This window comes from Rhizobium sp. YS-1r (genome assembly GCF_000757525.1).
Taxonomy (GTDB): Bacteria; Pseudomonadota; Alphaproteobacteria; order Rhizobiales; family Rhizobiaceae; genus Neorhizobium; species Neorhizobium petrolearium.
Window position 1 is genome coordinate 771,570 of the sequence record NZ_JPYQ01000056.1, and the last position, 20,765, is coordinate 792,334.

Genomic DNA, 20,765 nt, shown 5'->3' on the forward strand with positions numbered 1-20,765 from the left:
CAGCCGCCGCAGTCTTCCAAAAAACGGCTGACTTGTCGTGAGGTCAAAGAGGAACGCTCTGGCGGAATCGCTCAGGCCTGATGATTGGACCGGTCTGCACTCGGAGCGGATGGTGGCAGCAGCAGCATGGACGGCGTCTGATCGGTGAGCAGCGCTTCGCCGTCGCCTTTCAGGCGGCGGCGGGCACCTGCCCGCTTGCGCATGATGCGGACGCGCTTGATGCGGCGCGGATCGGCTTCGAGGATCTGGAATTCGAAGCCCGGCACCGCCTGCACGACCTCGCCGCGCACCGGAATGCGGCCAAGCGCGGAGAAGATCAGGCCGCCCAGCGTATCGACATCCTCAAGGCGATCCCTGATGTCGAAATCCGGGCCGATCGCCTGGGCGATCTCCTCGAGTTCGATGCGGGCATCGGCCACGAAGACGTCATCGCCGGCGCGGGAGAACATGACTTCCTCGTCGTCGTGCTCATCCTCGACATCGCCGATCACCATCTCGACGATGTCTTCGTGCGTGACGAGACCATCGGTGCCGCCATATTCGTCGATGACAAGGGCAAGCTGCGTGCGCGCCGCCTGCATGCTCTGAAGCAGATCGGATGCGAGCATCGACGGCGGCACGAACAGGATCTTGCGGATCAGGCCGGCTTCCGAGACGGTCTGTTCGAGATCGACCCGCCCGAGGTCGAAAGCAGGCCGTGGCGTGCGTACCTGCTTTTCCGCCTTCTCCGGCTTGTCGGCGGCAAGCGGCATCGGCTGAGTCGGTGCGGCACGCGAAGGTGCCGCGCGCGCGTTTGTCCGGCGCTTGTTGCGGGCCTGCTTGGCAAGATAGGACAGGAGGTCGCGGATATGCACCATGCCGCGGGGATCGTCGAGCGTATCACTGTAGACCGGCATGCGCGAACGGCCGGTTTCCTCGAAATGGATCAGCAGCTCGCCGATGGTCATGGTCATGTCGACGGCTTCGATATCGGCGCGCGGCACCATGATGTCCTCGACCCGAACTTCCCGGAAACGCAGGATATTGTGCAGCATCGCCCGCTCTTCGGGCGAAAAGGCGTTGCTGACATTGGTATCGGTCATCAGCGCGTCGGCGAGGTCCTCGCGCAGCTTCTCGCCCTGCGAGGGTCTGAGCAACCTCAAGGCGCGCGACCAGAAAGAGCTGTGGTGTTGTTTGGGTTGGGTTTCGGTCTTGGCCGGACTACTGCCCTCTTCCGAGGAGCTGGAGTCACCGTCCTTGCCCTCTCGGGCCGGGTTTGTCGAAAAATCGCTCATTGTTCCAGACTATACTATCGGGTCCTGTCCCGCATAGGGGTCAGATAGGCCGAGCACGGCCAAAATGCGAGTCTCAAGCCGCTCCATTCTTTCCGCCTCATCCGTTTCCATATGGTCGTAGCCGAATAAATGCAGGAAACCATGGATCAGCAGATGGGTCAGATGATCCTCGAAAGTCTTCTCGAGATCAACCGCTTCGCGTTCAACGGTCTCGCGGGCGATGACGATATCGCCGAGCATCGGTCCCGGCATATCACCCGGCTGGAGCGGAAAAGCAGGAAAAGACAAGACATTGGTCGGCGTGTCCTTGCCCCGCCATTCCGCATTGATTTCCCTGATCGACGCGTCATCGGTAAAGACCAGCGACAGTTCCGGAGCCCTTTCCGGGAAGGGCTGCTTTTCCTCGTCGGCGAGCAGCTCTGCCGCCGCGCCCAGTGTCCTTTCGCTCAGCAGGAGAAGGGCGGCCTCGTCGCGCCAGCCCTCGTTTTCCACGGTGATCTGTATGTCGAGCTTGGACATCGCTTCGGTCTCGACCTATCGGTCGAGGTCCTCGCTTTCCTCCTGGACGGCATATTGCGCGTCATAGGCTTGCACGATGCGGCCGACCAGCGGATGGCGGACGACGTCGGTGTCCTTGAAGCGGACGATGGAAATCCCCTCGACGCCCTTCAATATCTGCAACGCCTCGACCAGGCCGGACTTGACGCCGCGCGGCAGGTCGACCTGGCTCGGATCGCCGGTGATGATCATGCGGGCATTCTCACCGAGACGCGTCAGGAACATCTTCATCTGCATCGAGGTGGTGTTCTGCGCCTCGTCCAGGATGACCGCAGCGTTCGCCAATGTGCGGCCGCGCATGAAGGCGAGCGGTGCAATCTCGATAACGCCGGCAGTGATTGCCCGCTCCACCTTGTCGCCCGGCATCATGTCATAGAGCGCGTCATAAAGCGGCCGAAGATAGGGATCGACCTTCTCCTTCATGTCGCCTGGCAGGAAGCCGAGGCGCTCGCCGGCTTCGACAGCCGGGCGCGACAGTATGATACGATCGACCGCACCGCGTTCCAGAAGCTGGGCGGCATGCGCGACGGCGAGGTACGTCTTGCCGGTGCCGGCGGGACCGACGCCGAAGACGAGTTCCGAGCGTTCCAGCGCCCGCATATAGGCGTCCTGGGTCGGCGTACGCGCCTGGATCGTCTTCTTGCGGGTGGAAATCTGCGCCATCGACAATTTTGCTTTGCGTTCCAGGGTCGGCAGGGTCAACTGATCGTCCGTCGCCTGTGCCATGCGGATCGCGCCCTCCACATCGGAGGCTTCGACCGAACCACCCTTCTGCAGCCGTTCATAGAGAAAATCCAGCGCACGGCGCGCCTGATTGGTGGCCGTTAAATCTCCGGAAATCGCGACCGAGTTGCCACGCGGGCGTGCATCGATGCGAAGCCGCTCCTCGAGCAGCTTCAGGTTCTGGTCGAATTGTCCGAAAAGCTCGCTGGCGAACCGATTGTTCTCGAACGTCAGGACAAAGTGATTGGCGTCGGTGGCAGCGGATCGGGGTTGTCGCGCGGATGAAGAAACCAATTCACGTCCGTTCAAGCAGGCTCGCTCCTTAGTAATTTAGTAGTCTATTAAACTCTGTATCGGCTCGGAGAACAAGCTGTTCGGACCGCTTCCGATGATTCGCACCTGGATAATGTCACCGATTTGCGATGTTTTTGCATCAACATTCACAGACTGTAGCCAAGGCGAACGTCCGATCACTTGTCCCGGGTTGCGGCCGGGCTTTTCAAGCAGGATGTCGATGACCTTCCCAATACAGGATTTGGCGAAGGCAGCCTGCTGTTTCAAGAGGAGCGCCTGCAATCTTTCGAGTCGCTCGGCCTTCACCTCTTCCGGGACATGGTCAGGAAAGTCGGCACCAGGCGTGCCCGGGCGCGGCGAATATTTGAACGAGAAGGCTTGAGCATAATTCACCTCCTCGACGATACGGATCGTGTCTTCGAAATCCCGGTCCGTCTCGCCCGGGAAGCCGACAATGAAGTCGCCGGACATGGCGATATCCGGCCGGGCGGCCCGGATGCGATCGATAAGGCGCAGATATTCCTCAGCCGTATGGCGGCGGTTCATGGCTTTGAGGATGCGGTCGGAACCGGCCTGCACCGGCAGATGCAGGTAGGGCATCAGGGCGCGGAGATCGCGATGCGCCTCGATCAATTTGTCGTCCATGTCGCGCGGGTGGCTGGTCGTATAGCGCAGCCGGGCAAGCCCCGGAATTTCCGCAAGGCTGTAGAGAAGATCGCCGAGCCCCCATTCGCCGCCGTTCGGGCCTTCCGCCCGCCAGGCGTTGACGTTCTGGCCGAGCAGCGTGATCTCGCGCACGCCGCCATCGACCAGCCGCCGGGCTTCGTCGAGAATCTGCCGGACCGGACGGGAAACTTCCGAGCCGCGCGTATAGGGCACGACGCAGAAGGTGCAGAACTTGTCGCAGCCTTCCTGCACGGTCAGGAAGGACGTGACACCACGGGAGCGGATCTTGGCCTGCTCCGCGACCGGCAGGTGTTCGAACTTGTCCTCGACGGCATAGTCCGTCTCGACCACCCGGTCCCCGGCACGGGCGCGCCTCAAGGCCTCCGGCAGGCGATGGTAGGTCTGCGGTCCGATGACCACGTCAACCGCGGGCGCACGACGGATGATCTCTTCACCTTCCGCCTGGGCCACGCAGCCGGCGACGCCAATCATCAGCTCCCTGCCTTCCGCAGCGCGCGCTGTCTTCATGTCGCGCAGACGGCCGAGCGCCGAATAGACCTTGTCGGCCGCCTTCTCACGGATATGGCAGGTATTGAGCAGGATCAGGTCCGCCTCGGCCATGTCTTCCGTCGTCACATAGCCGTCGCTGGCCAGTGCATCACCCATGCGGGTCGAATCGTAGACGTTCATCTGGCAGCCATAGGTCTTGATGAAGACCTTGCGGCTGTTCGAGCGCTCGACCGTCTGTTCGGCGGGAGTAGAAAGAGTAACGTGTTCGTTCATGGGCGCTTCCATATCGCAAGAACGCCCGGAAATGAAGCGTTTCGTTATGGAGGCCGAATAGTGAAGGTCGTGCCGTGTCCGCCCCCTCTGGCCTGCCTCAGTGACTAAAGCGTCTCATAATCCCGGCCGCGCAGATGCTTCAGCAGCATGCGCCGGATACGGCTCGTCACCGCCTGGCTCAGATGCTTGCGGTTGTCGCCGGTGCGGAAATCGATCGTTTCACCGAAAGCCACGTCCACATCGAGCGCACCCTCCTTCAGGACGCCCAGCAGATGAGGCCCGAGTTCTATATCCCCCGGCCAGGCGGCGATCGGCCGGTGATAACGGCCCATCGCCATGCCGTGTACGCGGGTATAGGCGATCGCTACCGGCTGAACATGGACCACGCCCTGCTTCGTAAAGGGAACCGCGGCGGCTGCCGCGCCGAATAGCGAGGATTTCACCTCCAGAAGCCGGTTGCCGTCAGAGGTCGTTCCCTCGGGAAAGAGCACGACGATCTCGTCCGCTGCCAGGCGCTCGGCGATTTCACTCACCTGATCGCCCGTGCGGCGCTTCTGTTCGCGGACCACGAAAATGCTCTTCTGCAGCTTGGCGAGCGTGCCGAAGATCGGCCATTCCGACACCTCCATCTTGGCGATGAAGACGACATCGGCAATCGCGCCGAGCACCAGGATGTCCTTCCAGGAGACGTGGTTGGAAGCAAGCATCAGCGGCCGGCGCCGATCGATCGTTCCGTGGATATGGATGCGGACGCCGAGCAGAAAGCAGGCGGCCCGATGCCAGTAGCGCGGAATATAACGGCGGATTCTGAGGTCGAACGCGAGGCCGATCAGTTGAAACGGCAACAGGATCAGCGTGACTGCGAAAAGGACGACAAAAACGATGCCAATCCGCAGCCAGGTGATCACTTATCGTCCTTGTCCAGCGGGATGCCGTAAAGCTCCAGCCGGTGGCCGACGAGACGGAAGCCGTGCTCGCGGGCAATACGTTCCTGCAGCGCCTCGATTTCCGCCGAGCGGAATTCGATGACATTGCCGGTATTGAGATCGATCATGTGGTCGTGGTGCTCTTCCGGCACGGTCTCATAGCGCGAGCGACCGTCGCGAAAATCGTGCCGCTCGATGATTCCCTCGTCTTCGAACAGTTTCACCGTTCGATACACAGTGGAGATCGAAATGCGCGGATCAGCCTTCGAGGAGCGGCGATAGAGCTCCTCCACATCCGGATGGTCGTCGGATTCCTGCAGGATACGGGCAATCACACGGCGCTGGTCCGTCATTCGCATACCCTTTTCGGCACACAGCTCCTCCAGAGTCTTGGAAAGGTCTGTCATGTCGGTGGCCTTCGAAACGTTCCAGTACAAAACAAGGGACTAGCGAAGAACGCGGCTCATGACAAGCGCCATGGAACGCGTCCCGTCGGGACCGGTATAGTAGGCCGGCCGCTCGCCAACCTTCTGAAAACCAAGCTTGCGGTAGAGCCCGACCGCGGCGTGATTCGCCGCCTCGACCTCCAGAAACATGCTTTCGGCACCACGCGCCGCCGCCTCCCTGAGCGCCGCCTGCATGAGCCGCCAGCCGAGCCCCTGGCGGCCGGACTTCTCGCTGACAGCAACCGTCAGTATCTCCGCCTCGCCCGCCGCTTCCCGCGACAACACGAAACCGCCGAGCGGTCTCGAAAAGAAAGCGTTGGTCTGGCGCGCGATGAAACCGAAGACATTGTGCTGCAGAAGCAGGTTCTGGAACTCCCCATCACTCCACTGCCGCGGAAAACGCTGGCCGTGAAGCTCTGAGACTTCCGTACAGTCGCCAATCTCCATCGGCACAACTTCGAAAAACGGCTTCCAGGTCAGGTAATCGTCGAGCATCGGTATTCACGAACGGCGCTGTAGTGCGAATCCCGTCTGCGGCTTGGCATCGGGTCCACGAAGATACAATGGTTTGGGCCGGCCTGCACCTTCCGGTTTTTCCGCGCCGACCCGCGCGACCGTCGCAATATCGAAACGGTCCCGTCCTTCAAATCCGCCCTCTCCCTTGACCGGGGAGTGCTCGGCCCACGAGCCAGTCGCGGCCGCAGCCAGCTTCTCCACGAGTTTCGAGACGTCCTCCGGCGAAAGCGCGGCAGGTTCGCTGAGCGGCAGACCATCGGCGGCAAAGGCCTGAGCGTAGACCTCGTTGCGCTTGGCATCCATGGCCGCCACAACCGGTTTGCCCGGATGATCGGCAAGGTAGCCGCGCGCCAGCGTTTCCAGGGTCGTCACGCCGACCGATTCGACGCCCAGCGCGAGTGCCAGACCGCGGGCAGCAGCAACGCCGACCCGAATTCCGGTAAATGAACCGGGGCCGATCACCACGGCAACGCGCTCCACGGCATCGAGGGACAGATTGGCGGCGGCAAGCGCTGCGTCGATCACGGCCATCAGCCGTTCTGCATGGCCTTTGCCGATCGTTTCGGTAACCGCCGACAGAATCTGCTCCGCTGCACTGTCATAGAGCGCAGCGGAGCAATCCACTCCGGCGGTATCGATAGCCAAGACGATCATGAAAGTGCCGGCGAAGCGCTCAGAGGGCTTCAACCGCCTGCACTTCGGGAACGAAATGGCGCAGCAGGTTCTGCACGCCGTGCTTCAGTGTTGCCGTCGAGGACGGGCAACCGGAGCATGCACCCTTCATGTTGAGGTAGACCGTTCCGTCGCGATAACCCTTGAAGGTGATGTCGCCACCATCCTGGGCGACCGCCGGGCGGACACGGGTTTCGAGCAATTCCTTGATGGTGGCGACGACGGTTTCGTCATCCTCGTCAAAGAATTCACCTTCCTGGTCAAGCGCCTCGGCGAGCGTCGAGGTGCCGCCCATGACCGGCTGGCCGGACATGAAATGCTCCATGATCGAACCGAGGATCGCCGGCTTCAGGTGCTGCCATTCGGCATTTTCCTTGGAGACCGTGATGAAATCGTAGCCGAAATAGACACCGGACACGCCGCTGATCCCAAAGAGACGCGAGGCGAGCGGAGAGGCTTCCGCCTCGTCGGCGTTACGGAAATCAGCGGTTCCGCGCTCCATGACCACCTTGCCGGGCAGGAACTTGAGCGTCGCCGGATTCGGCGTGGCTTCCGTCTGAATAAACATCTCGTTTCTCCCGGGGGCGTGGCGCCCGCCAATTTAGAATTCTTCAAAAGAAGATAAGCCGGATCAGCTTTTCGTTCAAGTGCGCATTTGCCCTTCGAAGGTCAAGGGCGGCATCAGGCAAGCGCGTCGATTTCCTCGTCGGTCAGCGTATCCGGCAGGACCGTCACGGGGATCGGGAAGGTCGCGCCGCGGCCGGCGACGGCGGAAACCAGCGGTCCCGGTCCTTCCTTGGCGGAAGCCGCGGCGAGAACCAGGATCGCAATATCCCGGTCCTCCTCGACGAGCTGGTTGATCTGTTCGGGGGCGCTTCCCTCGCGAATGACGATTTCCGGATCGATGCCGATCGTCTCGCGCACCCTCTGGGCGGCCTTGGCCATGACGGCTTCCGCCTCCTCGCGGGCTTCGGCGCGCATGATCTGTTCGACGCCAAGCCACTGCTGAAAATCCCCTTCCGGAATCACGAAGAGGAGCACGAGGCCACCATTGGAATTCTTGGCGCGGCGGCCGGCATAGTGGACGGCCTTTTCGCATTCCGGCGTCGCATCGATGACCGCCATGAATTTGCGCCTATGCCCTTCAAGTCGAGAAAGCCGTTTCGAAACCATGTCCGCCCCCTTCGCTCGCATCTACTCGACCGCCGCGGTCGTGATGCGGAACTTAAAACCTTCGACGGAAAATGAAAACCCGCCACGAAACCGTGGCGGGTATGCAATCCCGGCAGACCTCGGTTCAGCGCAGGAAACCGACGATATCGAAGACGTCAGCCATGACCTTTCCGGCACGGGCGCGGGCACGTTCCCCGCCATCCCGGAGGATCGCGTCGATATGCGACGTATCGTCCAGCAGGCGGCGCATCTCGCCCGAGATCGGCGACAGGACGTGAACGGCGAGATCAGCAAGCGCCGGCTTGAAGACCGAGAACTGCTGGCCGCCGAATTCGGCAAGCACATCCGCCTTCGTCCTGTCTGCGAGCGCGGCATAGATGCCGACGAGGTTGTCGGCTTCCGGCCGGTCCTTGAGACCTTCGATTTCGCCCGGCAGGCCTTCCGGATCGGTCTTGGCCTTGCGGATCTTCCTGGCGATGTCGTCAGCGTCGTCCATCAGGTTGATGCGCGACAGGTCCGACGGATCGGATTTCGACATCTTCTTGGTGCCGTCGCGCAGCGACATGACGCGCGGCGCCGGCCCATCGATCAGCGGCTCGACCAGCGGGAAGTAGCCGTGGATCTTCTCCTCGCCGACCACCATGTCGACGCCGGTGCCGGTCGCGCGGATCTTTTCCTGGAAGTCTATGTTGAACTTCTGGGCGATGTCGCGGGCAAGTTCCAGGTGCTGCTTCTGGTCGTCGCCGACCGGCACATGGGTGGCGCGGTAAACGAGAATGTCGGCCGCCATCAGGCTCGGATAGGCAAGCAGACCGAGCGAAGCATTCTCGCGGTCCTTGCCTGCCTTGTCCTTGAACTGCGTCATGCGGTTCATCCAGCCGATGCGGGCAACGCAGTTGAAGATCCAGGCGAGCTCCGCATGCTGCGGCACGGCCGACTGGTTGAAGACGATATGCTTCTTCGGGTCGATGCCCGAAGCGATGAAGGCAGCGGCGATCGAGCGGATCTGGCCGCGCAGGTCATCGTGGACGAGCTGGGCGGTGATCGCATGCAGGTCGACGACGCAGTAGATGCAGTCGTTGTTTTCCTGCAATGCGACGAACTTGCGGATCGCGCCGAGATAGTTGCCGAGATGGAGATTGCCAGTCGGCTGAACGCCGGAAAAGACAAGCGGCTTAAAGGTATTCGTATTCATATCGTCCTCGATTAGGCTTGTGGAGGGCCCCAGACCCGAAGGGTCATGTTGCTAACGGCCGGGCTTATGCACGGGCGACGAGGCGCAATCAAGGGCTTACGCGACCCTGTGCTCAATCAAATCCCAGGTGTTGCCGTAGGGATCGGCAAAAACGGCCACGGTGCCGTAGATTTCCCGCCGCGGCTCTTCCAGAAACCGGACTCCCTTTGCAATCATGGCAGCACGGTCGTGGGCAAAATCATCCGTCTTGAGGAAGAAGCCGACCCGGCCGCCCGTCTGGTTGCCGATCGCCGATTTCTGTTTTTCCGTCGCGGCCTGAGCGAGCAGCAGGGCCGCGCCCTCCCCTCCCTTCGGCCTCACCACGACCCAGCGCTTGCCGTCCGGCTGCGGCGTGTCTTCCAGGCATTCGAAACCGAGCGAACTGCAATAGAAATCCCTGGCACGGTCGTAATCATCGACGACGAGGGTGACGAGGAAGAGGGATTGGCTGGGCATGGCGGCTTCCTGTGAAGTGGACAAAGGCGACGATAGATACACTACGCCCTTGGCGACAGTCGGAATTTCAAGTTCGGCCGGGACACGTCGGGTGCCTTGATTTAAGTTTTTATAAGTGACACACGACGTGTCCCGTTCAGTGTTCTTGTGCTGCGCAACTCCGGTTCCTCTGCGGCGATATGGTCTTACGTCCTTGCAGATGCCATACCGGGTTGGGTGCGACACACGCACGCCCCGCCTTGAGGCGAGAGGGGGACCATTTTCTGCGCAGCCCCTGACGACCCGCCTGCATCAACGGCAGACCGAAAGGGCACCGGTCCCATCTCGCCGGCGATGCTTGAACCGGTGTAGCCGAAACGGGACGCGAAGATTGTAGGCATGGGTTGAAAGGGCGGGGATGAACGGGAGTGATTTTTCCTGTCGATTTTTGCCAAGGTCTTGACTTGCCTCGTCTCACCCCCCTCTGCCCTACCGGGCATCTCCCCCACAGGTGGGGAGATCGAATGGACGCACCGGCTTCCCCAAACAACTCCGGTGCAGCTCTGCGAGCCATTGCTTTGGTAGAAAGGTCAGGCCGCTTGTGATCCCCCCTTGTGGGGGAGATGCCCGCCCTTCGACAGGCTCACGAGGCAGACGGGGCGGCCTGGTTGATGCGGGAAGCCTTTTATCTGGATCTCCGATCAAGCCTGAAAGTGGGCGAAAATACACCAATCCCTGCGGGAGCCTGCTACCGCTTTCGACATAGCTTCGACACTCAAATAGCAAAATTCTACTCCTCCCTCCTCAGAAAGATTAATGGATGTTAGCTATTTAGGCAGGCATTTTCCCAATTTTGAGCAAAAGCCTCCTTATTCACGCCTCTTTTAGAAAAGAAATACCCGCCGAACATCACGGTTAACCGGTCATGAAGACCGGTCTTTTCGGGGGATGACCCATGCGCATGATTTTTCGCGTCGCGCTTGCCTGCCTTCTGGCATTCGGCCTCAATGCCAATGCCCAAGCAGAAGCCGGCCAAAGCCAGAAACGCCGTGGCTCATCTTTCAAACACGACTACTCGGCCTTCTACACGGTCCAGCGGGTCAGCGTCCGGACAGGCTGCTTTCCCGAAAAGCTCGGAGCCATCCTCGCCCACATCGCCAAGCAGACCGGCCGAAAGCCAATGGTAACATCCGGCCACCGGCCGCATTCCGGCAGATCACAGCACAGCCGCTGCTATGCCGCCGATATCCGCGTTCCGGGCGTTTCGGAGAAGAGGATCCTTGCCGCGGCCGCCACCGCGCCGGGCATCGGCGGCATCGGCCGCTACTGCAACGGCATCGTGCATGTTGACATCGGTCCGAAGCGGACCTGGGCACATTGTGGCGGGGGGAAGGGCCTTGCCAGCCTCAAACGCCGCAGCCGTTCCTAAGATATAAGCCAGACGAGCGCTACTCGCTCGGCTTCGGCCTGCGCTTCAGATTGCGCCTGATCATGCCCATGTCGGCGCCGCCGATCAGGAAAGCGCAAGCGAAATACACGACCATTGCAAGCCCCAGAAGGCAGCCGAGTGCCATGACCTGCTGAAGAAGCGAGACCTCCGGCTGCAGCCACGGGCCGGTATAGCGCAGCGCATAGACGAGCGCCGCCGACATGATGCCGGCCGAAACGAGAAGCAGGCCGACGCGTTTCGCAAGCCCCCATTCCCATACGAGATCGCCGCGCCACAAAAGCGTCGAGAAGAGCAGGACCGTGTTGGTCCAGCCGGCGGCCGCCTCGGCGGTGGCGATGCCACGTTCCGCAATCAGCGGAAAGAGCGAGATCGCCAGTCCCGAATTGATCACGACCGAGATCATGGTGAAGCGCATCGGCGTTTTCGTATCCTCGCGGGCATAGAAGGCCGGCTGCAGCGCCTTGATCAGCACGAAGCCCGGCAGGCCGATGCCGTAAATGGCGAGGATCGCGGCGACGACCGAGGTGTTTTCCGCCGAGAACGCGCCGTGCTCGTAAAGCACGCGGATGATCGCATCGGACAGTATCCAGAGGCCGGCGGCGGCCGGCAGCGTCAGGAACAGCACGAATTCGATCGAGCGGTTCTGGATATTGGCGGCCTCGCGCATGTGGCCGCCCTTGAGGGCCCTTGAAAGTTCCGGCAAAAGCACGACGCCGACCGCGACACCGACGACGCCGAGCGGAAGCTGGTAGATCCGATCGGCATATTGAAGGGCTGCAATCGCACCTTCCTTTCCGGACGCGATCGCCTGGCCGATGATCTGGTTGATCTGAGTGATGCCGCCGGTGACGGCGGCTGGCACCGCCAGCACCAGCAGGCGCTTGACGTTCGGCGTCATCCTCGGGCGGCGGAGACCGATATTGATGCCCGCATGCCGCACCCCGACATAAACGACGGCAAGCTGCAACAGACCGGCCGCAAGCACGCTCCAGGAAAGATACCAGGCGATCGTCAAAGGATCGGCACCGATCCACAGCCCGTAGAAGAGCGCGCCGATCATCACCACGTTCAGGAAAACCGGCGCGATGGCGGCCGCGAAGAAGTGGTGCAGCGAGTTCAGCATGCCGCTCATCATCGCCGTCAGCGACATGCACATCAGATAGGGGAACATCACTGCCGCCATGCGGATGGTGATGGAGGTCTTTTCCGCATCATCGGCGAAGCCCGGTGCGATGATCCATTGCACCAGCCAGGGCATCAAAAGCTCCATGACGATGGTGATCAGCATCAGCGCGGAGAAGAGGACGCCGAAGACTTCCTCGGAAAAGCGTTTGGCGCCCTCGACGCCGTTCGCCTCGATCTCCTTGGAAAACAGCGGCACGAAGGCGGCGTTGAACGCGCCTTCGGCGAACAGCCGGCGGAAGAGGTTCGGGAAACGGAAGGCGGCATAAAACACATCCGCCATTGGCCCGGTGCCGAGGGCCGCCGCCATCAGCGTCTCGCGGGCGAAGCCGAAGATGCGGCTGCCGAGCGTCGCGCCGCCGACGGTCGCGAATTTCTTGACGAGGCTCATGGGGCTAAACCCATATTTGTACGCAAAGCAGAAAAAAATGCGGCTTTTACACCCCCCTCTGACCTGCCGGGCATCTCCCCCACAAGGAGGGAGATCGGCTGGGTGCACCGACTTCCCCAAACAAGCGACGCTGCTATTTGCAAGATGGTCAGCGAGATAGGAAGGTCGGCCCGCTTGTGATCTCCCCCCTTGTGGGGGAGATGCCCGGCAGGGCAGAGGGGGGTACAATTGTCCGCCGAGGAGATCACGCGCTGGCCTTGGCCTTGCGGGCCTGCGGCTGTGGTGCCGGCACGGAAGCCTGTTCAGGGTTCGGCGCGGGCGCGATGATGCCGGCCGGCATGCCGCTTCGAAGCTCGTCCTCCTGTTCGGCCATGACCGCCTTCAGCCTTGCGGAAATATTGCCCTGGCGGTTCTCATTCACGACCTTCTGGCCGACCAGGTCGGTGACGTAGAAGGTATCGATGACCTTCTCGCCGAAAGTGGTGATGCGTGCCGAATGAATGTCGAGCGAGAGATCCGCCAGAACCGCCGTGATATCGGCCAGCAGGCCGGTACGGTCCAGGCATTCCACCTCTATGACCGTGAACTTGTTCGACAAGCCGTTCGAGATGATGACCGAGGGCGGAATCACGAAGGTCTTGTTGCGCTTGCGGGACTTGGCGCGCGTCGCAATGACTTCCGGCAGGCGTTTCTTTCCCGACAGTACGTCCTCGATCATCCGGCTGATCGTACCGGCGCGGCGCAACTCGTCCTCGTCGACGGCAAACTCGCGGTTGACGAGGATGGTGTCCAGGGCCCGGCCATCCGTCGTGGTGAAGATCTGCGCATCGGCGATATTGGCGCCGGCCGCAGCGCAGGCCCCGGCAATGATCGACAGGAGGCGCGGATGGTCGGGAGCAAGCACCGTGATCTCGGTGATGGCGTGGAAACTGTCCGTGCGCACCATGGTGGCGAGAGCCTGATCGGCCTTATCCGCATCGCGGATGAATTTCGCGTGTCGGACCTGGTCTTCCAGCGAGACCGACAGCAGGTAGGGCTGGTAGTGTAGCTTCGAATAGGTGCGGCGATCCTTCTGGCTCCAGTCGGAAAGCGCCTTGAAGAGCTCTTCCTCGGCAAGCTTGGCGCGCTCCTTGCGGGAGACTTCCGAAAAGCCGCCCGAAAGCAGGAGTTCCGTCTCATAGTAAAGCGTGCGCAGCAACTGGCCCTTCCAGCCGTTCCACACACCCGGGCCGACGGCGCGGATATCGCAGATCGTCAGGATCAGGAGCAGCTTCAGCCGGTCCATCGACTGCACCTTCTCGGCGAAGTCCGTGATCGTCTTGCGGTCGTGCAGGTCGCGGGTCTGGGCGGTCATGGACATCAGGAGATGTTCCTCGATCAGCCAGACGACCAGCTCGGTCTGCTTCGGATTGAGACCGAGACGCGGGCAGAGCTTGCGCGCGATGCGGGCTCCGGCGATCGAATGATCCTCCTGGCGGCCCTTGGCGATATCGTGCAGCAGCACCGCCACATAAAGCACCGTGCGGTCCTCGATACCCGGCATCAGCTTGTTCGACAGCGGATGGATGTCCGCCGTCTTGCCCTGATCGACCTCCGAAAGCGCCTCGACGGACCGGATCAGGTGCTCATCGACCGTATAGTGATGATACATGTTGAACTGCATCATCGCGACGACCTTGCCGAATTCCGGGATGAAGCGGCCAAGTACCCCAGCCTCGTTCATGCGGCGCAGCATCAGCGCCGGATCGCGGCGCGAGGTCAGTATGGAAAGAAAGAGCCGGTTCGCCTCCTCGTTCTCGCGCACGTCGTTATCGATCAGCGAGAGCGAACGGGTCATGTGTTTGAGCGCATCGGGATGCAGCTCGAGTCCGTTGATGTCCGCGACGTGGAAGAAGCGTATGATATTGACGGGGTCGCGCCTGAAGACGTCCGGGGCAGCAAGCGTGATGCGGCCGCGATCCTCTACGAAATCCAGCGTGCCGGGGATCTTGCGGAGCCGCTTGGTGAAGCGGGAAATGACGCGCTGGGTAAGCCCCGGCGCGGCCTTGGCCTGCTCATCCTCGAGTGCGGCGCAGAGGATGCGCGTCAGGTCGCCGACGTTCTTGGCGACCAGGAAGTAGTGCTTCATGAAGCGCTCGACGGCGGAAAGGCCGGGGCGCGTGTGGTACCCCAGGCTTTCTGCAATCTCCCGCTGGATATCGAAGGAAAGCCGTTCCTCCGCCTTTCCGGTCAGAAAATGCATCTGGCAGCGCACGGCCCAGAGGAAGTCATCCGCCTTTTCGAACAGCCGCCATTCCTCGCGGGACAGCACGCCGAGCTTGACGAGATCGGCCGTGTCACGCACCCGGTAGTAATATTTGGCGATCCAGAAGAGCGTGTGGAGGTCGCGCAAGCCCCCCTTGCCCTCCTTGACGTTCGGCTCGACGAGATAGCGGGTGTCGCCCGCCTTCTGGTGGCGCTGGTCGCGTTCGGCAAGCTTGGCGGCGATGAATTCAGGCCCGGTGTCGGCGACGATTTCCCGGTCGAAACGGGTCTGCAGCTCCTCCACCAGCGCCTGTCTGCCGCAGATGCGGCGGGTTTCGAGGATCGCCGTGCGGATCGTCATGTCCGTCCTGGACAGGCGGATGCATTCCTCGACGGTGCGGGTCGCATGGCCGACCTTGAAGCCCATGTCCCACAGGATGTAGAGCAGGAACTCGACCGCCTTGCGCATGTTGTCGGTATTCTTTTCCGGCAGCAGGAAGAGAAGATCGATGTCCGAGCCGGGCGCCAGCGTGCCGCGGCCATAACCGCCGACGGCCGCCACGGCGATATCGTGGCTCTCCGGATAAAGGCCCTCCGCAATCGTCTCATGCAGGATGCAGATGAGTTCGTCCTGGAGCCAGGAAATGCGGCGGGCGCAATTCAGGCCGCTGCCGTCGCTCGCCAGCAATTCGCGCGCCTTCTGGCGGCCCTCAACGCTCGCCCGGCGCAGGACCGCCAGGAGGGCCGTGCGCAATTCGAGCTGCGGGCGCTCCTTGTCCTTGACGATCGCACAGCATTCGGCCCGAAGACGGGCCACATCGAGAAGTTCGGAAAAATCGATATCGTGTCTGGCCATGTTATCCTGCCGGTGCCGGCCTGCGGTGGCAGGCTATAGCGATTTTAAGGCACCTTGACCAACGATTATCATCGCCAGCCGTTTCAAAGTTGTTTCTTCGGGCGACGAAGTTCAAGTCTCCGCCTTCGCTACATTGTCTCCCTGCCCCCTTGCCCGGTATTGCGCCGGGCTCATGCCGGTGACGCGGCGGAATTCGCGATTAAAGTTCGATTTCGTCGAAAAGCCGGCATCGAGCATGATCCGTGTCACGGTACCTTCGGTTTCCCGCAAAAGGCGGCAGGCTTCGGCAATCCGCCGGTTGTTGACGAATTGCGAGACGTTGAGGCCCGTCGCACGGTTGACGGCGGCGGAGACATCACGGGCGGGAAGGCCGGCCCGGCGGGCGAGCTTGGCAAGGCTCAGGTCCTCGTTCCTGTAAAGCCCCCGCTCGTCGAGGGCGGCCTCCACGCGGGCGAGAACGGCGCGGTCCTCCTCCGTCGGCTGCGAGGCGACGGGGCGACTCGTCGCGGAAAAATCCGGCGCGAAATAGTAGACAAGCACTGCGGCGATCGCGGCGATATTCATCAGGCCGACCACCAACGGTACGTTCCCGGGACCATAAACGTCGGTGTAAAAGGCAAGGGCTGCATCGCTGACCGCAAAGAAGAGCATGAGACCGGCCGTCAGGCGCGCCGCACGCAGCGCCGGGCGCATGCGCTGGAGCGAGGCTTCCGCCATCACCTCCTCATCGCCGTCTGACACCGTCAGACGCCACAACGCCGCGCCATAAGCCAGGAAAACCGCAAGCAGCAGCAGATCAACGAGATCGCGGAAGAACGCCACCGAGACGGCGACCGCCAGAGGCGGCAGGCTGTGAAGCCAGGCCCTCGAAAGGGGCTTCGAGGTCAGGCCGCGGAAAGCCAGAAAGGCCAGCGGCGCCATGATGGACGCCGAAACCGGCAGAAAGGGTGCCAACCATTCGACGCCGTAACCGAAGCGGAGGCCGATGCCGACGCCCTGCAAGGCATAGAGGACGAGGAAAGCGTAGAAGTAGCGCCGGGTTCCGGGGACCTCGACGCCCTTCAGGCTGCGGTAAAGCGTCAGCGCAAAGACGAGGCCGGCAAGGAAGGGCAAGGGAATGGAAGGCAAGCGGATACCCGACGAGAGCGGCCTCAATCACAATTTTCGAAGGCCCATAGCATGTTCAGGGCCGAAAGGCATGAGGATTGAGATATTGATCTGACTCTCCGAAAGGCACTGCCGCACAGACAGAGATCGCCATATGTTAAAAGGAGGTCCTGCCAAGACGCGCCTCAGCCTCCCGCCCGAGACCGGCGATAAAATCCTCCAGTCCGTCGCCCCTCACATCGACAAACCTGCCTTCATCCAGATCGGTAAAGCCTTTTCGAGCTGCCTCCCGCAATTGAATCAGGCGCAACTCTTCGCACAGAACTTCGCTGGCATTCTGATATTGGTCGGACTTCACCAGTCGGTCAGTGTCTTCTTTTTTCATGTTTGGTCGGTACGATGCTACGTATGGACATGGATTCTGTACGCTCAACAAGTACACTTGAAACATAACGCCGACGGCATGAATGGCCAACTGCTATCGACGCTCGATCACCGATATCAGATCGCCAATCCCAACCAAGTGCGCGATTTTCCCGTTCATATAGCTCAAAGAGATACGGCCGTGTTCATCGTCGTAGGTGCTTATGCACTCTTCTGCAAGAAAGACACGGAAATCCCTTTGATAAGCGTCTATCGCGGCCGTCCGGATACAAGCGTGCGTGTTGATACCGCAAAGAACGAGATCAGTAGCGCCCAGCTCTGCCAGAAGTTCGTCCAGATTGGTGCCGAAGAACGCACTGTATCGTTTCTTGATGACGGTTATGTCGGACGCACTCCATAAAAGATCCGGATGTAATTGAGCGCCTTGCGTACCCTGAATAGCAAGCCGAACATTCTTCTCGCGCATCTCCGGAAACGCATCGCTCAGGTCGGGACGGAATTCGTTTCGGACCCAAATAACCGGAAGCTGCCTTCGCTTGAAGTTTTCAACGAGTTTGTTGGTGTTCCCGACGAGCTCTTTCAAAGCCTCGGGCTCCCAAGAACCGAGATAGTCCCTGATCATATCGATCACGATGAGGCATGGCTTGTTCATGCACCAGCCGTACCGCCTTCCGACTTCACTTTTGTGACATGCCAGCGCAATCCGACATGCCTTGCCGGAGTCTAGAGCTGCTTCTTCAGCGCGTAGAGCGCGTCGAGCGCCTCGCGCGGGGTCATGTCGTCGGGGCTGAGCGCCTTCAGCGCCTCCTCGACCTTGGACGGGCCGGCCCGTTTTGTTTCCTCGCGGCGCACCGCGACCTGGAAGAGCGGCAGGTCGTCGATCAACTGGCTCGCCGGGTTCTTGCGGTCGGAATCTTCCAGCTTGGTCAGCACGTCGCGGGCTCGGGCGACGACCGAATCTGGAAGGCCGGCAAGCCGCGCGACCTGGATGCCGTAGGAGCGGTCGGCAGCACCCGGCCCGACCTCGTGCAGGAAGATCACCTCGCCGTCCCATTCCTTGACCCGCATCGTTGCGTTGGAAAGCCGGTTGAGCTTTTCCGACAGCACGGTCAGTTCGTGGAAATGGGTAGCGAAAAGGCCCCGGCAGCGGTTGCCCTCATGCAGGTGTTCGACCGCCGCCCAAGCGATCGACAGGCCGTCGAAGGTCGCCGTGCCGCGGCCGATCTCGTCCAAAATGACCAGCGAACGATCCGTCGCCTGATTCAAAATCGCCGCCGTCTCAACCATTTCGACCATGAAGGTGGAGCGGCCGCGCGCCAGATCGTCGGAGGCGCCGACGCGGGAGAACAGCCGGTCGACGATGCCGATATGAGCAGACGTGGCCGGCACGAAGGAACCCATCTGCGCCAAAATGGCGATCAGCGCGTTCTGGCGCAGGAAGGTCGATTTACCGCCCATGTTCGGGCCGGTCAGAAGCCAGAGCGCGCCGAATTCGCCATCCCCATGCGGGGAAAGATCGCAGTCGTTGGCGATGAACGGGCCCGAAGACTGGCGGCGCAGCGCCTGCTCGACGACCGGATGGCGGCCGCCCTCGATCGCAAACATGCGGGAGCCATCCACCACCGGGCGGCGGTAATTCCATTCTTCCGCCAGCATGGCGAGGCCCGCCGCGACATCGATGACGGCGAGCGCCCGGGCGCCGGCCTTGATCGCCTCGGCCTCGGAAATCACGGCCTCGACCATCCGGTCGAAGGCTTCGAGCTCGATCGTCAACGCCCGGTCGGCGGCGTTGGCAATGCGGCTTTCGAGATCGGCAAGCTCGGTGGTGGTGAAGCGCATGGCATTCGCCATGGTCTGGCGATGGATGAAGCGCGCCTTGCCCTCGACCGTGTCGGTCATCGTGCCGGAATTGCCGGCGGTCACCTCGATGAAATAGCCGAGCACATTGTTGTGCTTGATCTTCAGCGACTTGATGCCGGTCTCTTCCGCATATTGAAGCTGCAACCCGGCAATGACCTTGCGGGACTGGTCGCGCAAGGCACGCACCTCGTCCAATTCGGAAACGGCACCTTCCGCCAGGAACCCGCCGTCACGCTTCAGGAGCGGCAATTCCCCGGCGAGCATGTTGCCCAGCATGGATTCCAGATGCAGCGGCAGGGCTTTCAGGTCCGCCAGCGCCTCACCAAGCTCCTGCGGCAGCATGGCGCGATCGAGGAACGTCGTGACGCCGCGCGCCGCTTCGAGGCCCTGCAGGATCGAACCGAGGTCACGCGGACCGCCGCGATCCAGCGCCAGGCGAGAGAGCGCGCGCGGCATGTCCGGCACGTGCTTCAAAGCCGACCGCAACTCGCTGCAGAGGCCCGGCTCCTCCAGCAGGAAGGAAACCGAGTCGAGACGGCGATTGATTCGATCAGGATCGGTCAGCGGCGACATCAGCCGCTCGGCGAGCAGGCGGGCGCCGCCTCCGGTGACCGTCCGGTCGATCGCCTTCAGAAGCGTGCCGTCGCGCTCGCCGGAGAGCGTCTTCGTGAGTTCCAGATTGCCGCGCGTTGCCGGATCGATGAAGAGGGTCGAGGCGCCGCTTTCCCGCTCCGGCCGGCCGAGCGGCGGGCGTTCGGCGATCTGGGTTTTCTCGACATAGGCAACGGCAGCCGCGGCGGCAGCCAGTTCCGCACGGGAAAAGGTGCCGAACCCATCGAGCGTGCCAACGCCGAAATAACGGGCTATGCGGCCTTCGGCGCTGGCGCTGTCAAAGAGCACCGACGGCTGCGGCACGGCCACCTTGCCGAGGACGTCGAAAACGGGCTTCAGCTCCGGATCGTGGAAAGTCGTGTCGGCCAAAATCAGCTCACGCGGATCGATGCGCAGGATGTCCGCCAGCAACCGTGAGGCGTCGGTCTCCGCCAGCCGGAAGACACCCGTGGAGATGTCGATCCAGGCGAGCGCCATCTGCGCTTCGGAAGAGCCGCGGATGCGGGCGAGCGCCATGAGATAGTTCGATTCCGAGGCGACGAGCAGCTTTTCTTCGGTGATCGTGCCCGGTGTGACGAGACGCACGACATCGCGCTTCACCACCGATTTCGAACCGCGCTTCTTGGCCTCCGCCGGGTCTTCCACCTGCTCGCAGACCGCGACGCGGAAGCCGAGCGCGATGAGCTTCTGGAGATAGTCGTCCGCCGCGTGTACCGGCACGCCGCACATGGGGATATCCTGCCCCATATGCTGGCCGCGCTTCGTGAGCGTTATGCCGAGCGCTCGGGAGGCTTCCACCGCATCCTCGAAAAAGAGCTCGTAGAAATCGCCCATGCGATAAAAGAGCAGCGAACCGGGATTGTTCGCCTTGATCTCGATATACTGCTCCATCATCGGCGTCGCCGATGCACGGCTTTCTTCCGAGGCGAGCTCGGCGGCGTTCAGGGCTTCGATGGAGAATCTTTCAAACTGGGTCACG

19 protein-coding genes are annotated in these 20,765 nt (G+C 61.7%); 1 reads left to right on the top strand and 18 read right to left on the bottom strand.

The features are described from left to right. Positions 1–71: 71 nt before the first annotated feature. The 12 genes from JL39_RS29350 to JL39_RS29405 all read right to left on the bottom strand — a co-directional run bounded on the left by JL39_RS29350 (position 72) and on the right by JL39_RS29405 (position 9,721). Positions 72–1,274, bottom strand: coding sequence for a hemolysin family protein (locus JL39_RS29350; protein ID WP_037159156.1), 1,203 nt, complete (start codon positions 1,272–1,274; stop codon positions 72–74). Between the two features lie 9 nt (positions 1,275–1,283). After that, the gene (gene ybeY, locus JL39_RS29355; protein WP_037159159.1) at positions 1,284–1,793 is read right to left on the bottom strand and encodes an rRNA maturation RNase YbeY; all 510 of its coding nucleotides are present in this window, start codon (positions 1,791–1,793) and stop codon (positions 1,284–1,286) included. Between the two features lie 15 nt (positions 1,794–1,808). Then, entirely contained in the window at positions 1,809–2,864 is a 1,056-nt protein-coding gene (locus tag JL39_RS29360; protein WP_037159162.1) for a PhoH family protein, read from the bottom strand. Between the two features lie 21 nt (positions 2,865–2,885). After that, the gene (miaB, locus tag JL39_RS29365; protein ID WP_037159165.1) at positions 2,886–4,298 is read right to left on the bottom strand and encodes a tRNA (N6-isopentenyl adenosine(37)-C2)-methylthiotransferase MiaB; all 1,413 of its coding nucleotides are present in this window, start codon (positions 4,296–4,298) and stop codon (positions 2,886–2,888) included. Between the two features lie 104 nt (positions 4,299–4,402). Next, the gene (locus tag JL39_RS29370; RefSeq protein WP_037159168.1) at positions 4,403–5,206 is read right to left on the bottom strand and encodes a lysophospholipid acyltransferase family protein; all 804 of its coding nucleotides are present in this window, start codon (positions 5,204–5,206) and stop codon (positions 4,403–4,405) included. Beyond that, positions 5,203–5,631, bottom strand: a complete 429-nt coding sequence (locus JL39_RS29375) for a Fur family transcriptional regulator (protein WP_037159173.1) — start codon at positions 5,629–5,631, stop codon at positions 5,203–5,205. The genes JL39_RS29370 and JL39_RS29375 overlap by 4 nt, the downstream gene beginning before the upstream one ends. Positions 5,632–5,670: 39 nt before the next feature. Beyond that, a complete protein-coding gene (locus JL39_RS29380) occupies positions 5,671–6,165 on the bottom strand; it encodes an N-acetyltransferase (RefSeq protein ID WP_037159177.1) in 495 nt (164 codons plus the stop codon). 6 nt (positions 6,166–6,171) lie between these two features. Then, the gene (tsaB, locus tag JL39_RS29385) at positions 6,172–6,840 is read right to left on the bottom strand and encodes a tRNA (adenosine(37)-N6)-threonylcarbamoyltransferase complex dimerization subunit type 1 TsaB (protein ID WP_037160033.1); all 669 of its coding nucleotides are present in this window, start codon (positions 6,838–6,840) and stop codon (positions 6,172–6,174) included. Positions 6,841–6,859: 19 nt separating this feature from the next. Next, complete coding sequence (locus tag JL39_RS29390) at positions 6,860–7,426, bottom strand: NifU family protein (protein WP_037159180.1); 567 nt, start codon at positions 7,424–7,426, stop codon at positions 6,860–6,862. Positions 7,427–7,539: 113 nt separating this feature from the next. Then, positions 7,540–8,031: a universal stress protein gene (locus JL39_RS29395; RefSeq protein WP_037159183.1), complete on the bottom strand. Its 492-nt coding sequence runs from the start codon at positions 8,029–8,031 to the stop codon at positions 7,540–7,542. A 124-nt stretch (positions 8,032–8,155) separates the two neighbouring features. Continuing rightward, a complete protein-coding gene (gene trpS / locus JL39_RS29400; protein WP_037159186.1) occupies positions 8,156–9,226 on the bottom strand; it encodes a tryptophan--tRNA ligase in 1,071 nt (356 codons plus the stop codon). A gap of 96 nt (positions 9,227–9,322) precedes the next feature. Beyond that, positions 9,323–9,721, bottom strand: coding sequence for a VOC family protein (locus JL39_RS29405; protein WP_037159189.1), 399 nt, complete (start codon positions 9,719–9,721; stop codon positions 9,323–9,325). A gap of 934 nt (positions 9,722–10,655) precedes the next feature. Between JL39_RS29405 and JL39_RS29410 the strand changes: the two genes are divergently transcribed. Continuing rightward, on the top strand, positions 10,656–11,129 hold the full coding sequence (locus JL39_RS29410; protein ID WP_037159192.1) for a DUF882 domain-containing protein: 474 nt from the start codon (positions 10,656–10,658) through the stop codon (positions 11,127–11,129). Positions 11,130–11,148: 19 nt separating this feature from the next. On the opposite strand, the gene murJ is transcribed toward JL39_RS29410, so the two are convergent. The 6 genes from murJ to mutS form a co-directional block, all read right to left on the bottom strand. Beyond that, complete coding sequence (gene murJ, locus JL39_RS29415; protein ID WP_037159195.1) at positions 11,149–12,723, bottom strand: murein biosynthesis integral membrane protein MurJ; 1,575 nt, start codon at positions 12,721–12,723, stop codon at positions 11,149–11,151. Between the two features lie 244 nt (positions 12,724–12,967). Further along, complete coding sequence (locus JL39_RS29420) at positions 12,968–15,823, bottom strand: [protein-PII] uridylyltransferase (RefSeq protein ID WP_037159199.1); 2,856 nt, start codon at positions 15,821–15,823, stop codon at positions 12,968–12,970. 111 nt (positions 15,824–15,934) lie between these two features. Then, a complete protein-coding gene (locus tag JL39_RS29425; RefSeq protein ID WP_152601303.1) occupies positions 15,935–16,951 on the bottom strand; it encodes an AraC family transcriptional regulator in 1,017 nt (338 codons plus the stop codon). A gap of 136 nt (positions 16,952–17,087) precedes the next feature. Beyond that, a complete protein-coding gene (locus JL39_RS29430) occupies positions 17,088–17,315 on the bottom strand; it encodes a hypothetical protein (protein ID WP_037159203.1) in 228 nt (75 codons plus the stop codon). A 93-nt stretch (positions 17,316–17,408) separates the two neighbouring features. Further along, positions 17,409–17,966, bottom strand: a complete 558-nt coding sequence (locus JL39_RS29435; protein ID WP_037159206.1) for an isochorismatase family cysteine hydrolase — start codon at positions 17,964–17,966, stop codon at positions 17,409–17,411. A gap of 71 nt (positions 17,967–18,037) precedes the next feature. Further along, positions 18,038–20,680, bottom strand: a complete 2,643-nt coding sequence (gene mutS, locus JL39_RS29440; RefSeq protein ID WP_244446990.1) for a DNA mismatch repair protein MutS — start codon at positions 20,678–20,680, stop codon at positions 18,038–18,040. Positions 20,681–20,765 lie beyond the last annotated feature (85 nt).